We start from the raw sequence: 14,568 nt of genomic DNA, 5'->3' as shown, positions 1-14,568 counted from the left end.
CGTGGCGAGCTTGCTTTGCCAATCCATTCGACGGCCGTCCCCGATTCAGCGGCTGGACGCCTTGACCAGCGGACATTTGCTCTCCGCGAGCGGCCAGACCGTCTCTTCAGGCGGAATCTTGCCCACGATCTCGAAATAGTCCCAGGGGTATTTCGAGTCCGACGGCTTCTTGACGCGGACCAGATACATGGTGCGCGTAATCCGGCCATCCTCGCGAATGCGCGCATCCTCCGAGAAGACGTCCCCGACGGGGAGCGCTTTCATCGCGGCTGCGACCTTGTCGGCGTCATCGGTGCCGGCGCTGGCGACGGCTTTGAGATAGTGGCGCACAGCGCCATAAACGCCGGCATGCAGCATCGACGGCATCATCCCGGTTTTCGCGAAGAACGTCTTCGACCAGGCGCGCGTCGCCTCGTTCATGTCCCAGTAGGACGCCGTGGTCAGGTAAGTGCCCTGCGCGTCCTTGAGACCGAGGGAATGCACGTCCTGAAGGAACAGGATCAGCGCGGCGAGACTCTGGCCGCCTTGCGTCAGGCCGAATTCGCCGGCCTGCCGCATCGCGTTGACAGTGTCGTTGCCTGCATTGGCGAGGCCGATGACCTTGGCGCCGGAGGATTGCGCGCTCAGCAGGAATGAGGAGAAGTCCGGCGTGTTGAGCGGATGGCGGGCCGCACCCAGCACCTTGCCGCCCGAGGCGGTGATCACGCTGGTCGCGTCCTGCTGGAGCTGATGGCCGAAAGCATAGTCCGAGGCCAGAATGAACCAGCTGCTGCCGCCGGCCTTGACCACGGCAGACGCGGTGCCGTGGGAGACGGCGTAGGTGTCGTAAGTCCAGTGGAAGCCGTAGGGCGAGCATTGCTCATTGGTGAGCGCCGTCGTGCCGGGACCCGAGTAAAGGACGATCCGCTTCTTTTCCCGGGCCAGGCCCTGGACCGCAAGCGCAACGCCCGAATTCGGCACATCGACGATCGCATCGACGTCCTCGACGTCGAACCAGCGGCGGGCGATCGCGGAGCCGACATCGGCCTTGTGCTGGTGATCGGCGGAAATGATCTGGATCGGCTTGCCCAGAACCCGGCCGCCGATTTCATCGGCCGCCATTTCCGCGGCGACCAGCGAGCCCTTGCCGGTGATGTCGGCGGTGACGCCGGCCATGTCGGTGAGCACACCGAGCTTGACGACGTCGCCACTGACTTGTGCCTGTGCGGCAACGGGAAACGCAGACAGCAGCAGAGCGCGCGCAATCCAATTCATCTGTCGTCCCCCTCGATGCGATATCTCAGCATTTGACGGCGTCGAGCCAGGCCAGGATCATGGCGGCCAGATCGTCGCTGTTGTTCTCGATCATCATCATGTGACCGTTGCCCTCGATGCCGCGATCCGGAAGCCAGACGAATTCTGCGCCGAGATAGCCGGCCGTCGCCGCATCAACCTCGCGCGGATGGCGGGGATCGCGGTCCCCGGTCACGATCATGATCGGCGTGGACCGCAGACGCATGGGATCGCCGATCCTGAGCCCGCGGCCGGCGATGTTGAAGCGCTCGTTCAGGATGCGTGCACTCTCCGGCGCGAATGAGCGGCAGTAGTTTTCGAACGCGCCCTGCGGAAAGCGCGGCGCATTGGCCCAATAGGCCGCGGCAAAGTCCGCCGTCAGCCGCACCGGCATGGTTTCATCCGAATAGACCGGGTGGCCGGCGCTGGCATCGTCACGCAAGGCGAGGATCGATGCGGGATCGTCGGGCAGATCGCGCAGCAGATTGGCCGGCGGCCCCGGCGCGATGCCGATCACGGCGCGGACGAGATCGGGACGCCGCTCCGCCATCCACCATGCCATCGGCCCGCTCGCCGAATGCACCAGCAGCACGGCAGGGCCGATCTGCTCGACCAGCGCCAGCAGCGAGGTGGCGACGTCAGCGGTGCCCAGCCGCGGAAAATCCGCCGGCTGCGGCGAACGGCCGTGGCCGGGCCAGTCCGGCACGAACACATCCCGGCCGGCCGCGGCGAACCGCACCGCCCAGCCCGGCCGCCCATCCGGCGTCGCCAGATAGCAGGTCCCGGTGTGACCGCCGCCGTGAACCATGACGACGGGCGCCCTGCCCGTGGCCGCGCGCGGTGATGGCACATGATCGACATAGACCGGATGCGCCGGCGTTCCCGCATAGAAGCACCGAACCTCGCTCTCGCGCGATGGGTCTCCAGCGCTCCGCCCGGCCGGCGTCGCCTCCATCCGTTCCTCCACAACTATCGACGACGGCCGTTCTTGCGGGTCGCGCGGCGATGTTAAGATCATGCCGGATCGAAAAGCAATCAGAAAGTCTCATATGAGACCATCTCGAAAGTCACCGAACGGCACGACCAAAGGCCTCCCACCGGAGCGGGAGCCGCTCGCGACGGTGATCGGGGGGACCGAGCTCCAGATCGCGTATCGGATGGGTTACGTGCTGAACTTCTACCGCGAGCCGTCGTTCCGGCGGATCGAGATGGAACTAGGTCTGACGCGACCGGAGATCGTCACCCTGATCTTCCTGAACTTCCGCGAAGGCGTGACCGCTAGCGAGATCTGCGAATTCTCCGGCCATCTCAAGGCCAATATCAGTCGCGGCATCATCGCACTGGAGAAGAAGAAGCTGATACGGCGCGCCGCCGACAAGACCGACAGCCGCCGTCAGCAATTGTTCATGACGGCGGCCGGCCGCGCGCTCTACGCGCGATACATCCCGGTCCTGCGCGAGCGGGAGCGCGCCATGCTCGCGTGCCTTACGCGGGCCGAGCGCAACGAATTCGAGCGCCTGCTCGACAAGCTCGCCGCGCACGTGCCGCAATGGGCCGCGCTCGACGAGCTCTGAGACCAGAACAAAGCAGCAGGCGGATGCCCGCTCACTCCCCCTTGCCGCCCTTCAGCTTCGGCAGGGTCTCGACGATCTTCTGCTTGCCGTCGATGATCTCGGCGAGGAAGCTGGCGCGGTCGATGTCGCCGTTCTGGTCCCAGCTGGCTTCCATCAGCATGCCAGGGGCCTTGTCGGGCGTCAGGGTCAGGCCTTTCATGGCCGCGCCGAAGGCCTTGCTGTCGAACTTGCCGATCTTCTCGGTGACGTATTTGACGAGATAGACCGCGGTATAGCCCTTGATGCCGTTGTGATCGGGCCGGTACTTGTAGCGCTCGCTGAACTTCTTCGTGAAGTCCTCGATCGCCGGCACAGGTGCATCGGCGGACAGGCCGACATGGCCGCGCACGCCATTGGCGGCGGGGCCGGCGAGCTCGACCACCTTCTGGCTGAGCAGCGTAGTCTCGCCGAACAGCGGCGTCGACAGGCCCTGCCGCTTCGCCTCGATCAGGAAGCGGGCGCTTTCCTCCTCGTTGGTGTAGACGAACACGGCATCCGCCTTGGCGCCCTTCAGCTTGATGACGTCGGAGCCGAAATCGACCTGGCCCTGCTCGGTCGAGATGTCGGCTGGGACCTCGATGCTGCGCGCCTTCATCTCCTTCAGAAAATTGTCGCGGCCGCCCTTGCCGAAATCGTTGTTGACCCAGACCAGGGCCACCGACTTCACCTTGAGCTTGTCGTGCAGGTAGTTGGCGATCTTCGGCATCGAGAATTGCTGGCCGAAGGCGGTGCGGAAGACCCAGGGATTGCCCTGCGTGGTGATATCGGCGGCCTCGGCGCCGACGATCTGCGGAATCTCGGCTTGTTGCGTCAGCGCCATGTTGACCTTGACCGAGCCGGAATAGATCGGCCCGAGCACGACGTAGGGGTCCTTGTCGAGGACCTTCTGCACCTGCGCGCGCGAAATGCCGGGGTTGCTCTGGGTGTCCAGATGCTCGGTCTGGATCTTGCGGCCCAGAATGCCGCCGGCGTTGTTGATCTCGTCGACGGCGAGCGCAACGCCGTCGCGCCAATTGGTGCCGGACACCGCGCCGGGCCCGGACAGCTCGATGACGTCAGGGATGTACACGGTGCTCTGCGCCTGCGCGACGCTTGCCCACAACGATGCCGCAATCGCGATGCCGACCGGCCCTGCAAGATGCCTCATGACGTCCTCCCTGCCATTTTGCTCTGTTGTTGTCTCGTTTGATCCGTCCCGCCGTCGAAGCCGAGCAGCCTTGCCGGCGTTCGCCACAACAGGCGATGCTGATCGCCGGGATCCGGAAACAATTGTGTCAGCACCGCGAGCAGCGGCCCGTAGTCGAGCCGTTCGGCTGCGCGCAGGAACGGATAGTCCGAGCCCCAGACGCAGCGGTCGAGCGTGAAGGCCTCGACCAGCGCTGAGATGAACGGCCAGGTGTCTTCATAGGGATGGGGCTGCTGCGAGAACTTGTAATAGCCTGAGAGCTTGATGTGCGCGTCGCGCGCGCGGCCGATCGCCAGCAGCGCCTGGAACGCCTTGCCTTGCAGGCCCTGCGCGACCGATGGCCGGCCGCAATGATCGAACACCAGGCGCACGTCGGATTTTTCGATCAGCGGCAACAGGTCGAGCAACTGGTCCTGCTCGACCTGGATCTGGAGGAACAGGCCGAGGCTCGTCAGCTTCTCCAGCAGCGGCGCGGCCTCGAGATAATAGGCGGCGCCGTGGAACGGTACGTTGAAGGCGACGCCGATCACGCCGGCGGCTTTCAGCCGCTCGAGCTCCTTGATGTCGACATCGTTCTCGACGACGGCGACACCGCGAAAGCGGCCGCCGCCCTGCTTCAACGTGTCGAGCAGGATGCGGCTGTCGCTGCCATAGCCGGTATTGGTCGCGACCACGAGCGCGTGCCTGACATCGAAGGCGTCGAACACGCGGAGCAGCTGCGCCGCGGGCGCGATCTCCTGCCCGCTCGGCCGATATGGCGTATCGTCAGCATAGGGAAAGCGGACGGGATCGATGGCGTGGATGTGGCAATCGATCCTGGGAGACACCGGCAGCGTCATGGCGCAAAGCTCCCCGGCGGTTCAGAACGTCGCCTCGATAGCCTTGATCAGCTCGGGCGTGACGTCAGGCATGACACCGAACCAGGCCTTGAAGGCAAGCCGGGCCTGGTTCAGCAGCAGGCCGAGCCCGTTCACGGTGACGCAGCCGCGCGCGCGGGCCTCGGCGAGGAACGGCGTCTCGAGCGGCGTGTAGATCAGATCGGCGGCGAGCGTTTCCGCCCGCAAGCGCGACAGGTCGATCTCCAGCGCGTCCTTGCCGACCATGCCGCGATCGGTGCAGTTGACGAGCAGCGCGACATCGCCAAGCGCCGCGCCGCGATCGTCCCACGCAACCGTGCTCACGGCAGAGCCGAATTCCCTTGCGATCGCCTGGGCCTTCTCGGCCGTGCGATTGGCGATGCGGATCTCACGCGCGCCGTTCTCGAGCAGCGCGACGACCACCGCGCGCGAGGCGCCGCCGGCGCCGAGCAGCAGGATCGGCCCGGCATCGCCGCGCCAGTCGGCCCTGGCGTCGCGCAGGCTCTGCACAAAGCCGTTGCCGTCATTGTTGAAGCCGGAGAGCGTGCCATCCTGTTCGACGACGATGGTGTTGACGGCGCCGATGCGCTTTGCCGTCTCGTTGACGCGGTCGAGCAGCGGCATCGCCGTCTGCTTGTGCGGCATGGTGACGTTGCAGCCGCGGAAGCCGAGCGCGACGAGGCCGCGGAGCGCATCCTCGAGCCGCTCCGGCTTGACCGCGAGCGGCACATAGCTGCCGCGGATGCCATGCGCCTTCAGCCAGTAATTATGAATGACCGGCGAGCGCGAATGCGCCACCGGCATGCCGATGACGCCCGCCAGTCCAAAGCCATCCGCCTGCGACATGCTGCGCTTCCATCCTCGGGCTGCCGGCGCATTTTCGCGGGGGCAGCTTGTTCCTCCATGGCCACGCCTTTGGCGCCCGACCATGCTATTTGGTCATTTGTCCAATTCTATTAGGCGGAACGGCTATCGGACGCAATGTGAATCTCGGGGTGGCTGCGCCGCGAATGCGGATCGATGGGACCGCGTGTCAGCTCATTCGTCCCACAAGCGAGACGTCATCCTGAGGTGCGCGCCCTTGCGCGCCTCGAAGGATGGGCCGCAAGCGCCTGTGGCCCATCCTTCGAGGCTCACCTTGCGATGCGAATGCATCGCAAGGTGAGCACCTCAGGATGACGTTCAGTGGGTGTGGTGAACACCGTAGCCCGGATGGCGTAATCCGGGGGCGGCTCCGGCGATGAGAGCGCGGCTTTCGATGAATCATACACCGCCATCTGCGAGCCGGCGTCGGCGCGTCATTTCGACGTCAGTGCCGCTATCGGACGCCAGCCGGCGTCAGGCGCGGCCGCGATGAATTGCCGGCAACGATCACGCATCAGTTCGGCGGGGCGATCATGAGCGCGTTGCTTCAGCACGGCCTCGAAATCGGCGAGCGCGGCGGCAAACCGGCGCGCCTGATAGTTGGCGAGACCGTGCTCGTAATCCGCGATCCAGCCGGCTTCAGTCACGCCTTCATCCACGATTCCGATCAGCTCGTGGACGGAGAGCCCCTCCTCGCGTCCGTAAACCGCGATGCTCTCGATCTCGCGCGTGAGGACGGCGCCGCGCGCCAGGCGTTCGGTCGCCTCGCCGATCAGGATGCGCGTTCCATAGGATTTGTTGGCGCCTTCGAGCCGGCTGGCGACGTTCACGGCATCACCGATCACGGTGTAGTTCAGTCGCAGCTCCGAGCCGATATTGCCGACCAGCATGCGGCCCGAGTTAATGCCGATGCGGATCTGAAGCGGCTGGCCGAGGTCGTCGACAAGGCCGGACTCGTCCATTGCCCTGCGGCAGGCCAGCGCGGCGCGACAGCAGCGCACGGCGTGATCTCCTTGCGGCTGCGGCGCGCCCCAGAATGCCATCACGGCGTCGCCGATGAACTTGTCGATGGTGCCGCCATTGGCGACGATGATTTCCGACATGAGGTCGAGATAGCGTGACAGCAGCGGCACGACGCGATCGCCCATTCGCTCGGACAGTCCGGTGAAGCCGGCGATGTCGATGAACATCACGCTGAGCTCCTGGATGCTGCCGCCGGGCCTTGCCTCGACGCCTTGACGCAGCAGGGCACGGACGAGATCGGCGGGGATGAACTTGCGGAACGCGGACAGGCCGGCGGCCATCTCGGCGATGGCACCCGACAGGGTCGCAATTTCCTTGAGCCGCGACGGATGGCGGCGGACCTGCTCCAGCGCAAATGCTTCGACATGGCGAAGCTCGCCGACGACGCGCGACAGCGGCGCCGCAATGACGGAACGCGCCAGCACCGCCGACGCCAGCGCCGCGAGCACGGCGCCGACGGCAAGGCCGAGGATCAGACGGTGAAGCGTCGTCTCGACGGGTCCGAGAAATTCGGCCTCCGGGATCACGGTTGCGAGCGACCAGCCGGGAAACGGCAGCGGCGTCAGCGCGACCTCGTAGGCCGCGCCGCCCGATGTCAGGCGGCTCCGCCAGGCCTCCCTGCGGCCGGCCTCGCCCGCCTTGTCGAGCGCTGCACGCGCCAGCGGGAGCAGGGTGATGTCGCCGCGCGCAGGGTGCAGCTCGTCGGCATCCTTGTCCGGGGCTGCGACGAGCTCACCGCTGCCATCGACGATGAAGGCGGTTCCCGTACGACCGACCTCGAGCTGCGACAGGAATCGCGCGAGCCTCGTATATTCGATCACAACCGCCAGAACGCCTTGCCGCTCCTGATAGACGTCGATCGGTCCCGCAAAGGCAATCGACGGTCGCTCGCCGGTCGGATGGTCCATCACCCTGAACCATTGCGGGTCGTCCGCGGTGAGCCCGGCCTTGAACCAGGCCTGATCGGCCACGCGGAACTCGGTCGGCTCGAAACGGCGGCTCGCGAATTCGATGTCGCCGGGCACGACGTCATATTCATCGACGCGGCGCTGACCCGGATGATCGGTCAGCGAGATCTCCATCATTTCCAGCCGGTGATCGCCGAGCTTGTGCGCGGCGAAGAACGAGCCGTCGGGCCATCCGAAGGCGACCCAGGAGATGGTGGCCTGCGACTGCAACTGCGAGAGAAAGACGAACTCGCGCTTGTCGGCCTCTCGGGTATCGAGCACGTTCTGGAGGAACAGGGTGCGGATCGCAGTATGCGCGGCGCGCGCCTCGTCGACGATGGCCGAGACCTCCTTGCGCACTGCCGCCACGATCTGCTCGTTGATGGTGGAGGCGAGTTGCCGGCTGGTCGCCTCAGCCGTGCGCCACCACAACAGGCTGGATAGGGCAGCCGTGAGCAGGATCGCGGCCAAGACCAGGGCGGACACCGCGAGACGAATGCTGACCGTCAGCCTTGCAACCGCCTGAAGCCTCCGTCCCGGATCGACATTCATCGCCGTTTTCGCCTTCGCGGACCTGCGCATCCTCTGACATCGCTCTACGGTGCCGGGCGCCATTCGTTACGTCTGGCAGGCGCGGCTCATCCCCGCCAATGCCCTGCGGCTAACGTCTCGATAGAGCCAAGGCATTGGATTTGCGCCGGCGCTTGCCCGTTAATCCCGGCCCAAGCGCACCAACCGGGCGCCCCGACCAATCGGCCTCACGGACTCGTGAGCATCCCGGCAGTAACGCCGGCTGCGCGCGAAACGAAGAAGACCATGCGCCTTCGCCTGCCAGGCGATGCATCTGAAAAGGAGAACTTCGATGTCTGCCAAATACGTCGTCACCACGCTCGCTCTCGCCGGCGCCATGTCGACCGCGCTCGCGACCCTCGCCGCCGCCGGCCCGCTGACCAAGGCCGAGGCCGATGCCGCCATCGCCGCCAAGAAGGAAAAGTGCTTCGGCGTCGCGCTGAAGGGCCAGAACGATTGCGCGGCCGGACCGGGCACGACCTGCCAGGGCACCTCGACCGTCGACTTCCAGGGCAACGCCTGGAAATTCGTCCAGGGCGGCACCTGCACCAGCATCGAGCTGCCGGGGGGCAAGAAGGGCTCGCTGAAGCCGGTCTGACGCGGCCCGGCCAGTCCATCACGCCAACACCCAAGGAAGCGGAGACGCATCATGATCACGGCCACCAAGCCCGCCACCGTGCCGCTCCGCTTTTCACTTCCGATCGGCGGTGTCGCCGGAACCAGCTTCAAGCCCGAGCACCTTCCGGCCATTCTCGAAGCCGGCCCGCAAGCCGGCTTCTTCGAGGTGCACGCCGAGAACTACATGGGCGCGGGCGGAGCGCCGCATCGCGCGCTCGAAACGATCCGCCGCGACCATGCACTGTCCCTGCACGGCGTCTGCATGTCGATCGGCGGGCCGCAGCCGCTCGACAAGACCCATCTGGCGCGCTTCCGCAGCCTTGTCGCGCGCTATCAGCCGGCGCTGGTCTCCGAGCATCTGGCGTGGTCGACGCATGAAACCAGCTTCTTCAACGACCTCCTGCCGCTGCCCTATACCGCGGCGACGCTGGCCAGCGTCTGCGATCACATCGACGAGGTGCAGGAGGCGATCCGCCGTCCGCTGCTGCTGGAGAACCCGTCGACCTACGTGACCTTCCGCCAGTCCACGATGAGCGAGACCGAGTTCATTCGCGCCATCGTGCGGCGCACCGGCTGCGGCCTGCTGCTCGACATCAACAATGTGTTCGTGTCCGCAACCAATCACGGATACTCCGCGCTCGACTATCTCGCCGATTTTCCGCTGGCCCACGTCGGGGAGATTCATCTCGCCGGCCACGCGGAGCAGGCCGACGACGACGGCAATCCCCTCCTCATCGACAGCCATGACGGCCCGGTCGCGGATGCCGTGTGGAAGCTGTACGAGATCATCGTCGCGCGGCACGGCCCCGTGCCGACGCTGATCGAATGGGACAGCAAGATCCCGGAATGGCCGATCCTGCGCGCCGAAGCCGCCGCCGCGCAGGCGATCCTCGATCGCTGCCAGACGGCCGCAGGAACGGAGGATCGCCATGCGGCCTGAAGCTGACCTCGGATTTGCCGCGGCCTTCGCGCCGCCGCTGCTCGACCCCGCGCGTGACGCGCCGACGGCCGTGATCGGCCGAAACGGCATGCCGGCAGGCCGACGCTATGACGTCTACCGCAACAACGTCACGGTGAGCTTGATCGATGCGTTGGCTGCGATCTATCCGGCCGTGCAGCGCGTCACCGGCACCGATTTCTTCCGCGCCATGGCGCGCTTCCATGTCCGCAGCACCCCGCCGGCCTCGCCGTTGCTGTTCGAATATGGCCGCGACTTCCCGGACTTCATCGCCGGGTACGAGCACGCGCAGGCGATGCCTTGGCTCGCCGACGTGGCCCGCATCGAACGCGCCTGGCTCGACGCCTATCATGCTGCCGACGCATTGCCGCTGGCGCCGGCGCGGCTGTCTGCCATTGCGCCGGAGCGGCTTGGCGATCTCGTCTTCACGCCGCATCCGGCCGCACGGATCGTACGATCACACTATGCGGCCGTGACGATCTTTGCCGCCAACCGCGACAGCACGCCCGCGGCGCGCATCGACGCGTCGACGCCGGAAGACGCCCTGATCACCCGTCCCGCCTTCGACGTCGTGGTACGCCACCTTCCGCCCGGCGGCGCCGTCTTTGCCGCCAGCCTGATGTCCGGCGAGCCGCTCGGCGCGGCCGCAATGGCGGCGTTCGACGCATCAGCCGACTTCGACATCGCCGCGAACATCGCCGGCCTGATCGAAGCCGGCGCGTTCATCTCAATTGCCCTAGGAGATCCGGCATGATTACGGACCAGCGCATGCCCGCGAGCGGCAGCCTTCAACCCCTCGGGCTGCTCGTCGACAAGGCCAATCAACTGGTGCAGACGCTTGCCACCCCGTCGCTGGTCCAGCTCGTGCTGCGCGTTGCGCTTGCCGTGCCGTTCTGGCGCTCGGGCATGCTCAAATGGGCCGGCTTCCTGCGGCTCAACGACACCGCCGTGACGCTGTTCAGCGACGAGTTCATGCTGCACCTGCCGGGCGGGCCTTATCATTTTCCGGCGCCGGCGGTGATGGCCTTCCTGTCGGGCTCGGGCGAGATCATGTTCCCGATCCTGCTGTTGCTCGGACTGGGCACGCGCTTTGCCGCGCTCGGACTGTTGTTCATGACAGTGATCGTCGAGCTCACGGTGCCCGACGGCTGGCCGATCCATCTCACCTGGGCGGCCATGGCGCTCGGCATCATGGCTTACGGGCCGGGGAACGTCTCGCTCGACCATCTCATCTGTCGCGCGCGATCGCAGGCACGATGAGCGTCGTTGATGCGTAGCCCGGATGGAGCGCAGCGCAATCCGGGGCTACTCTCGCGAGAAGGCAGCGGCAGCGGCCCCGGATTACGCTTTCGCTCCATCCGGGCTACGAAGAAGGCGAACGACGCTGCCCTTTACATCCCACTCAACCCGCTATCCACCGCGAGCGTTTGCGCGGTGACGTAAACACTTTCGTCCGACAGGAAGAACAGCACGGCGTAGGCGATCTCCCAGGCCGTGGCCTGGCGGCCGAACGGGATGTGGCCCTTGCCGCGCGAGGGGCGGCCGGCGCCGGCTTCGCGGCCGTTGGGAGTGTCGACGAGGCCGGGATAGACGAGGTTGGCGCGGATGCCGCGGCGCGATCCGAGATGGGCGATGTTGCGCATCAGGCCGCCGAGCGCGGCCTTGGAGGAATCATACACCGCCATCTGCGAGCCCGCCTTCAGCGCGGCGATGGAGGAGATGAAGACGATGGCACCGCCATTGTCGAACTTCGGCATGGCGGCGCGGCAGCACAGCATGGGGCCTCGGACATTGACGTCGTAGATCTTGTTCCACTCTTCGGGGCTGACGGCATCGAGGCCGACCTTGCCGAAGGTGCCGATGTTCAGCACCATGCCATCGAGGCCGCCCATGGCGCGATGGGCGTCGTCGATCATGCTGAGGACGTCGTCTTCGCGCGTGACGTCGGCGGCAATGGAAAAGGCCTCGCCGCCTTCGTCGGTGATGCGCTTGACGGTCTGTTCGGCGGATGTGCGGTTGAGATCGGCAACCGCGACCTTCGCGCCCTCGCGTGCGCACAAGATGCTCATGGCGCGGCCGTTGCCGATCGGGTCGGTTGCGGCATCGAACACGCGCTGGCCGCCGCCGACGATGAGGATGCGGCGACCTTTCAGGCGCCCCCTGCCCGGCGCCTCGCCCGAGGACTCCGCGCTGAGCGGACGGACGTAGCGCTCCGGCTTGGTCTCGGTATCCGTCATCTCAGCCGCCCTGCTTCTTGCCGCCGTCATAGACCTTCATGCCGGCCGCGGGATCGAGATCGGTCTCGGTCGCTTCAGTCAGGCGCGCCATCATCATGTAGAAGCCGAGCGCGACGATGGATTCGACGATCTCCTGGTCGCTGAAATGTTTTCGCGCGGCAGCGAAGGTGGCCTCGGGCACGCGGACGTTCTCGACGACCTCGCGGCCGAACTTCAGCAGTGCGCGCTCGGCATCGCTTAAGCCGGCGGCATCATAGTCGGAACGCTCCACCGGATCGACCTGTGCCTGTGTGCAGCCGACGCCGAGCGCGATCGGCACGTGCTGGCGCCATTCATAGGCACCGCCCTCCAACTGCGCAGCCTGGAGGATCAGGAGCTCGCGGTTGACCGCGCTGAGCTTCTGCTTGTGCAGGATCGAATTGCCGAGCCGCATCGCCGGGATCATGTTGGCCTCGGCATGGGCCATCATGCGGAAAATGTTGAGCTTGACCGGCATGCGGTCGAACGAGGCGCGGATGTCGCCGCCCGTCGTCTCCGGATCAATCAGGGGCAGCCTTGCCACGCGTCTCTCCCTTGGGCTTTCGTTTCTTGTTGTCGGTGTCATTGCCCGCCGCGATCAGCGACAGGAAGAAGGCGAGATAGCGGTCGATCGCCTCGATCACCTTCGGCCGCGGCGACGGCACCGCACCCATCACGTAATGCTCGAGGCGGATGTAGATCAGGCCGGCCGCGAACAGCCGCGCGGTCTCGCGCGGATCCGGCGTCGAGATCAGGCCGGCGAGCGCGAAGCCGCGGAAATAGTCCGTCATCAGACTCTGCTCGCGCGCATAGAAGTGGTCGGCGAATTTGGCGCGGATGCCGGGCACGCGGTTGCGCTCGGCGGTGATGACCTTCTGGAACTGATGCTCGCGCGGGTCGGACCATTGCTCGACGAGGTCGAGCGCGAACTGGCGGCAAAAGGCGGCGGGCTGGCGCGCGAGCTGCCTGTAGCGCGGCTCCTCCAGCCGGCTCGCCGAGCTGGCCGGGCCGTGCTCGCTGACGATCGCTTCCAGGATCGCGGCCTTGCCGGAGAAATGATTGTAGAGGCTGCTCTCGCGGATGCCGACGCGGCGCGCCAGCTCCCGCATCGAGGCGCCGCCATAGCCGCTCTGCGCGAACAAATTGAGCGCTTCGGTGAGGATGCGCTCGCGCGTCGTGGGCGCAGCCGCTTCCGCCGCGCTGGAGGTGTGGACAGCCATGTGGACTTGACTAACGAACGATCGTTCGCTAGTCAACCGTGCGAACGATCGTTCGTTTTCGATACGACGATCGCCAGCCACGACGCAGCCAGAGCTCTGCACGAGCGGGTGGCATTCAACTCCGCTCGATAAGCGGAGAGCAATTGGGGGAACAACACCATGGCGCGCCTCGCTCGCCTTTTGCCCGCGCGGCAAATCATCGTGACGCTTCGCATCGTCACGTCGTCACTGCTGATCTTGTCTGCGGCACCGTCCGCACACGCCGAAGACCCCGCCGCCTATCCTACGCACAAGATCAAGATGCTGCTTCCCTACGCGGCCGGCGGCGGCGGCGACGTGGTCGGCCGGCTGCTCGCCGACAGGATGGGCAAGACGCTCGGACAGAGCATCTATATCGAGAACCACACGGGAGCGGCCGGCACGCTCGGCACACAGATGGTGGCGGCGTCGCCGAACGACGGCTACACCATCACGGTCGGCGGCATGACCACGCACGTGCTGGCGCCGGCGATCTATCCAAAGCTGCCCTACGATTCCATCAAGGATTTTACGACCATCGGCCGCGTCGGCGTCTCCTCGATCATCCTGGTGGCGACCAGGGATTTTGCCGCCAACGACATCAAGGGCCTGATCGCGCTCGCCAGGAAGGGCGAGCCGATCCAGTACGGCAGCTGGGGCATCGGCTCGACCGGGCAGTTCTGCGCGGAGATCCTGATGCAGCAGACCGGCATCAAGATGGAGCACGTGCCGTTCAACGGCATCGCCAAGCTTGCCGGCGACCTGCTCGGCGGCCACATCTCGCTGGCGACGCTGGACGTTGCGACCGCGACGCCGCTGGTGAAGGACGGCTCGATCAAGGCGCTGGCCGCCTGCGGCGAGCGCTCGCCGAGCCTGCCTGACGTCGCGAGCTACAAGGAGCAGGGCGTACCGTTCGACCGCAGCCTGTCCTGGGCGATGTACGCGCCCGCGGGTCTCGCTCCGCCGATCGCACAAAAGCTGTCGGCGGCACTGAAGGACGCGCTCGGCGATGCCGAGGTCAAGGAGAAGCTGCTGAAGCTCGGCATCACGCCGCAATTCGTCTCCGGCGAGGAGCAGCGCGACATCAACGCCCGCGACATCGCGGCCTGGAAGCAGGTTGCCAAGGACGCGGGCATCGAGGTCAAGTGAGCAACGTGACAGGAGGAG

General features: G+C 66.0%; 15 protein-coding genes. 6 read left to right on the top strand and 9 right to left on the bottom strand.

Going from position 1 to position 14,568, the window contains the following annotated elements:
• Positions 1-45: 45 nt before the first annotated feature.
• Both QA649_RS09465 and QA649_RS09460 read right to left on the bottom strand, forming a co-directional pair.
• Positions 46-1,254: an ABC transporter substrate-binding protein gene (locus QA649_RS09465; protein ID WP_283023939.1), complete on the bottom strand. Its 1,209-nt coding sequence runs from the start codon at positions 1,252-1,254 to the stop codon at positions 46-48.
• A gap of 25 nt (positions 1,255-1,279) precedes the next feature.
• The gene (locus tag QA649_RS09460) at positions 1,280-2,227 is read right to left on the bottom strand and encodes an alpha/beta fold hydrolase (protein ID WP_283023938.1); all 948 of its coding nucleotides are present in this window, start codon (positions 2,225-2,227) and stop codon (positions 1,280-1,282) included.
• Between the two features lie 94 nt (positions 2,228-2,321).
• Between QA649_RS09460 and QA649_RS09455 the strand changes: the two genes are divergently transcribed.
• Positions 2,322-2,846, top strand: coding sequence for a MarR family winged helix-turn-helix transcriptional regulator (locus QA649_RS09455; RefSeq protein ID WP_283023937.1), 525 nt, complete (start codon positions 2,322-2,324; stop codon positions 2,844-2,846).
• 31 nt (positions 2,847-2,877) lie between these two features.
• Here QA649_RS09455 and QA649_RS09450 read toward each other — a convergent pair whose 3' ends face one another.
• The 4 genes from QA649_RS09450 to QA649_RS09435 form a co-directional block, all read right to left on the bottom strand.
• Complete coding sequence (locus QA649_RS09450) at positions 2,878-4,032, bottom strand: ABC transporter substrate-binding protein (protein WP_283023936.1); 1,155 nt, start codon at positions 4,030-4,032, stop codon at positions 2,878-2,880.
• Positions 4,029-4,910, bottom strand: coding sequence for an amidohydrolase family protein (locus QA649_RS09445; RefSeq protein WP_283023935.1), 882 nt, complete (start codon positions 4,908-4,910; stop codon positions 4,029-4,031). Before QA649_RS09445 ends, QA649_RS09450 begins: the two co-directional genes overlap by 4 nt.
• A 21-nt stretch (positions 4,911-4,931) precedes the next feature.
• A complete protein-coding gene (locus QA649_RS09440) occupies positions 4,932-5,774 on the bottom strand; it encodes a shikimate dehydrogenase (RefSeq protein ID WP_283023934.1) in 843 nt (280 codons plus the stop codon).
• Positions 5,775-6,226: 452 nt separating this feature from the next.
• Positions 6,227-8,314, bottom strand: a complete 2,088-nt coding sequence (locus tag QA649_RS09435; protein WP_283025995.1) for an adenylate/guanylate cyclase domain-containing protein — start codon at positions 8,312-8,314, stop codon at positions 6,227-6,229.
• A gap of 310 nt (positions 8,315-8,624) precedes the next feature.
• Here QA649_RS09435 and QA649_RS09430 point away from each other — a divergent pair, with 310 nt between their 5' ends.
• The 4 genes from QA649_RS09430 to QA649_RS09415 are packed head-to-tail and all read left to right on the top strand — an operon-like array spanning position 8,625 to position 11,168.
• Complete coding sequence (locus QA649_RS09430; RefSeq protein ID WP_283023933.1) at positions 8,625-8,930, top strand: DUF2282 domain-containing protein; 306 nt, start codon at positions 8,625-8,627, stop codon at positions 8,928-8,930.
• Between the two features lie 51 nt (positions 8,931-8,981).
• Positions 8,982-9,890 (top strand): DUF692 domain-containing protein, encoded by a 909-nt coding sequence (locus QA649_RS09425; protein WP_283023932.1) that lies wholly within the window; start codon positions 8,982-8,984, stop codon positions 9,888-9,890.
• Positions 9,880-10,662, top strand: coding sequence for a DNA-binding domain-containing protein (locus QA649_RS09420; RefSeq protein WP_283023931.1), 783 nt, complete (start codon positions 9,880-9,882; stop codon positions 10,660-10,662). Before QA649_RS09425 ends, QA649_RS09420 begins: the two co-directional genes overlap by 11 nt.
• Positions 10,659-11,168 carry a DoxX family protein gene (locus QA649_RS09415; RefSeq protein WP_283023930.1) on the top strand — a complete coding sequence of 170 codons (510 nt, stop codon included), beginning with the start codon at positions 10,659-10,661 and terminating at the stop codon, positions 11,166-11,168. The genes QA649_RS09420 and QA649_RS09415 overlap by 4 nt, the downstream gene beginning before the upstream one ends.
• 131 nt (positions 11,169-11,299) lie before the next feature.
• Here the strand turns inward: QA649_RS09415 and QA649_RS09410 are convergent, their stop codons facing one another.
• The 3 genes from QA649_RS09410 to QA649_RS09400 are packed head-to-tail and all read right to left on the bottom strand — an operon-like array spanning position 11,300 to position 13,383.
• Positions 11,300-12,145, bottom strand: coding sequence for an SDR family oxidoreductase (locus QA649_RS09410; protein ID WP_283023929.1), 846 nt, complete (start codon positions 12,143-12,145; stop codon positions 11,300-11,302).
• Position 12,146: 1 nt separating this feature from the next.
• A complete protein-coding gene (locus QA649_RS09405; RefSeq protein ID WP_283023928.1) occupies positions 12,147-12,707 on the bottom strand; it encodes a carboxymuconolactone decarboxylase family protein in 561 nt (186 codons plus the stop codon).
• The gene (locus tag QA649_RS09400; protein WP_283023927.1) at positions 12,685-13,383 is read right to left on the bottom strand and encodes a TetR/AcrR family transcriptional regulator; all 699 of its coding nucleotides are present in this window, start codon (positions 13,381-13,383) and stop codon (positions 12,685-12,687) included. Before QA649_RS09400 ends, QA649_RS09405 begins: the two co-directional genes overlap by 23 nt.
• 201 nt (positions 13,384-13,584) lie before the next feature.
• On the opposite strand from QA649_RS09400, the gene QA649_RS09395 reads away from it, so the two are divergent.
• Positions 13,585-14,550: a tripartite tricarboxylate transporter substrate binding protein gene (locus QA649_RS09395; RefSeq protein ID WP_349254077.1), complete on the top strand. Its 966-nt coding sequence runs from the start codon at positions 13,585-13,587 to the stop codon at positions 14,548-14,550.
• Positions 14,551-14,568 lie beyond the last annotated feature (18 nt).

This window comes from Bradyrhizobium sp. CB1717, from assembly GCF_029714325.1.
Classification (GTDB): Bacteria; Pseudomonadota; Alphaproteobacteria; order Rhizobiales; family Xanthobacteraceae; genus Bradyrhizobium.
This window is presented reverse-complemented; position numbering and strand designations above follow the sequence as displayed.